The 3,867-nt window shown below is 38.7% G+C and carries 3 pseudogenes; 1 reads left to right on the top strand and 2 read right to left on the bottom strand.

Annotated features, from left to right (window positions below):
• Positions 1 to 239: 239 nt before the first annotated feature.
• Positions 240 to 734 (bottom strand): annotated as a pseudogene (locus QT998_RS27275) (transposase); the annotation flags it as partial.
• Positions 735 to 847: 113 nt separating this feature from the next.
• Here QT998_RS27275 and QT998_RS27280 point away from each other — a divergent pair.
• A pseudogene (locus tag QT998_RS27280) lies at positions 848 to 2,210 on the top strand (IS4 family transposase).
• 58 nt (positions 2,211 to 2,268) lie between these two features.
• On the opposite strand, the pseudogene QT998_RS27285 reads toward QT998_RS27280, so the two are convergent.
• Positions 2,269 to 3,114: pseudogene (locus QT998_RS27285) on the bottom strand (transposase); the annotation flags it as partial.
• Between the last annotated feature and the right edge of the window lie 753 nt (positions 3,115 to 3,867).

A 3,867-nucleotide genomic window follows, 5' to 3' on the forward strand; every position in this document is an offset into this window, starting at 1 on the left:
CTATTGAATATGCTTTCATTGGTGTATTTTTTAATCTATTTTTATTGTACCTCATAACACCCGGAAGTGCTGTAGATTGTGTATGGCAATTGAGCGGGAGAGGGGGAGAAGGGGAGAGGGGGAGAGAATTTGACAATTTTTGATTGTCATCAAAATCTACAATTTAAATGCACAACAGCTTATCCGGCATAGGGCATATCTCACCACCATTGAGAACCGCTATATGCATTGGTAATAAGTTAAGCCTGTATGCCAGTTGTCAAGGGGATTTGAGAAGATGTATCAAAGAAAAATTGGTTTTTGCCTCGCTGTCGATCGGGGAAAGGTGCAACAATTAATTTAACATTGGGCTTTCGTTGAGATTTAACAATACCTAAATCTCGGTTTTCAGGCGCGGCGAAATACTGAATGGGGTCAGTTGCCTTACCTTTTTGATGAGCTACATAAAAATGGTAAAGACCCCGGTAAATCATTTCTAATGAAATCGAATCTATTGGTAAAGAGAGTTCGTCAGCAACGGCATCACCTAAATCGACCAAGAGCGCATAAAATATCCAAGTCCCCCAAATTTGGAGCTGAATGCCGTTAAGAGAACCAGTCCACAAATAACTTAAGCCCAAGAGCCTTTTGACAGTGTTAAAAGCATCTTCAATTCTCCAGCGCCTACGATATAAATCTGCGACGACGTAGGGAGGTAATACATGAGGATCTAGTACGCTTGTCAAATAGGAATGCCCATTTGTGACAAGTTAAGAAAAAGTGCAAATTGTCAAGGGGGTAGACAAAAACAGGTAAAATAGGATGAAACCTTTACCGGGCAAGCAGTTTAGCCATAATTGAACCAGTTATGACTCGCAAAAAACGAATCAACCGAGATCATGCAAAGAAAAAAAATCGTCCCCAAGTAGAAAATGAAGTGATCGCGAATCACCTGGAAGATTTATTAATTCCGGCAATGGCTGCCCAAAAAACTTTTTATCGACAACTAAATTTAAGAGATAGAATTCTGACACTACCATTAATGATGGCAGCAATCCGCCAGTTTATTATGGCGAGACGTAGCAGGAGTAACAGAGTTAACCAGATTATTAAATAGAGAAGGATTTTTATGGTGTCAGCCACAAGAAATTAGCCAACAAGCATTATCACTCAGATTTTTAACTTTTCCAGCAATTTTATTTGAAAAAGTATTTAAAGAATTACTACCTCATCTTCGACGAAAATGGTTAACAAGAAAATCGAGACCACTACCAGATAGCGTACAATTTGCCTTAAAAAACTTTGATAATATCTGGATAGCTGATGGCTCAACATTAGAAGCATTATTTAAGAAGCTACAAAGTTTATCAGATGTGCCAATTGGTCAATTAGCCGGAAAAATGGGAGTAATTATAGACCTAGTAACTCATCTTCCCGAAGAAATTTGGTTTGGGGAAAATCCGAAACAAGCAGATACTAATTGGGAAGAAGATTTACTAAAAACAGTTAAGCCAAAAACCTTGCTGTTATTGGATAGAGGATTCTATCACTTCGCTTTTTGGTCAAAACTAATCGAGCAAGAAATTGGATTTATCACTCGAATCAAGAAAGGTGCATCATATCAAATCGAGCGGGTATTAACCAATACTTATGATGTCAAAGACCAGATAATTAAAATAGGTGCAGGCACAAAACAGACACCAGCTTTGACTATAAGATTAGTACAGATTCGCTCTAAGACTTCCTGGCGTTCTTATCTGACAAGTGTCCGAGAACCTGAAATATTGCCCCCTTATGTAGTAGCAGATTTATATCAAAGACGCTGGCGAATTGAAGACGCATTTTGTACAGTAAAAAGATTATTAAATCTCAGCTATTTATGGACAGGTTCATTAAACGGAATCAAGCTCCAAATCTGGGCTAATTGGCTATTTTATGCGGTTTTAGTAGATTTAGGAGATGCGGTTGCAGATGAATTAGGAGTACCACTTGAACGTATTTCTTTAGAAATGATTTATCGGGGGATGTATCATTTTTCGGTTGCCTATCAAAAAGGAATAGCTTCTGACCTAGTTAAGTATTTTGCCGCCGACGAAAATCAAGATTTAGGGATTGTTAAGCGACGGCGAAAACCTCATGTCAGGCTAATTATTTCTCCTTTCCCTGGAACTCAAAGAAGTCCCGAACAATTTTTTTTCAATAATAAAGGAACAAATGGAGTCATATTTTAATTGGGTTAACAGGTAAAACATGAGTAATTTTACTCATTGACAATAGTGCTTTTAGCTTAACTTGTGAGTAATGGGAATGCCAAACCTTGTCTGAACGAACTTCAATCAGACGTAAGGTGATAAATGGAGTTTTTGCAGTTCCTGAACCCAGACGAATCCGACTATCTCGCAGGTCGTAACTATTGGTAAATACTTCTTCTAATTTAATTGATGCTCCTTTTTTTAATCGAGTTACTAAGTGAATATCTTGTTCAATTAGCTGTCGCCAAAAGTTAAAATGATAAAATCCTCTATCCAGTAAGAGCAAGGTATTTGCTGGCACTAATTCTCGGATTTTTTCTTCGAGCTTCACATCAGAAGCTCTCGGATTTTCCAGAAACCAAACTTCAACAGGAAGCCTAGTCATTAAATCTATAACTGTTGCCATTTTCCCTGCCAACTGCCCTCTTGGTATATCTTCCAAGCTTTTGAGCTTGCCAAACAATGCTTCGAGCGTTGAGCTATCTATGATCCAAATTCGGGAAAATTTAGTCAATGCAAATTGAATGCTTTCCGGTAGAGGTCGTTGGTTTCTCTTGTACCAAGCAGTTCTTAAACTTGGTAATAAATTTTTGAAGACTCCTTCAAATAAAGTGGCAGGAAAACTTAGAAACCTTTGAGACATTGCTTGTTGACTAACTGTCGTAGGCCGGCACCACAAAAAACCTTCTCTTGCCAGCATTCTTGTGAGTTCTGTCACTCCAGCCACGTCTCGCCACAGCAAGGTTAATACTGCTGCTACCATTAATGGTAAGTTGAGGATTCTCCCTCGTAAACCCAGTTGGCGGTAGTAATTTTCTTGTGAGGTGATGGCTGGTGTTAGTAATGCAGATAGTTGCGAAGCGATTACCTCTTCTTCCACCATTGGCCTGTGAGTTTTTTTGGCGTGGTCACGGTTGGTTTTTTGATTTTTGGCCATATTTGTTGACCTACACAATCGCTCAATTATTTGTCAATTCTATCATTTGATCATACCAACGCCCGCTATTATTACCGATCACCCGCAACGCCTGTCGAGGGAACAACTTATTAATAATGATAATCACTGCTGGTGAGAGAGTCCGCTAACGGCGGACTCTCTCACCCTTACCCTTGTTTGATTATCATTATTATTCAATTATATTTCTACACAAAGGGGTATTGACAAAATCTACTCCCTTCTAACTTGTTCCTAATGGCTATATGAGACAAAATTGCATACATCTGCGATCGATAGCGAGACTGCAGATGCAAGACTGATGCAGCGTAGAAGACAGCAGATGTATGCAATAGAATAGATAAGTATCGTGTCCGGTCGATTATCATAATAAAAACGGTTAGTAGTGCGGAATTAAGTCCGCAATACGAATCGGTATCAACTTAATTATTGCTTGCAGGAGGAGTTTTTAGGATCGATTTAGTTTCCTCAATACTTTGTCAAACCTATTTTTATGAATCTATAAGATCAATTTCGGTTGCACCGTCAGGTGATTGTTGACTGTTGACTATTGACTGTTGATTGCTGACTGTTGACTGGCGGGTGGAAAAACTGAATGGTTGAGTAAGTAGGTCGGCGCAAAAAAACCGAACTATGTTAAAATAAGTAAAGAAAGAGAAGACATTTACTGAGGTAACTCAA

Source organism: Microcoleus sp. S1D4, assembly GCF_036700765.1.
GTDB lineage: Bacteria > Cyanobacteriota > Cyanobacteriia > Cyanobacteriales > Microcoleaceae > Microcoleus.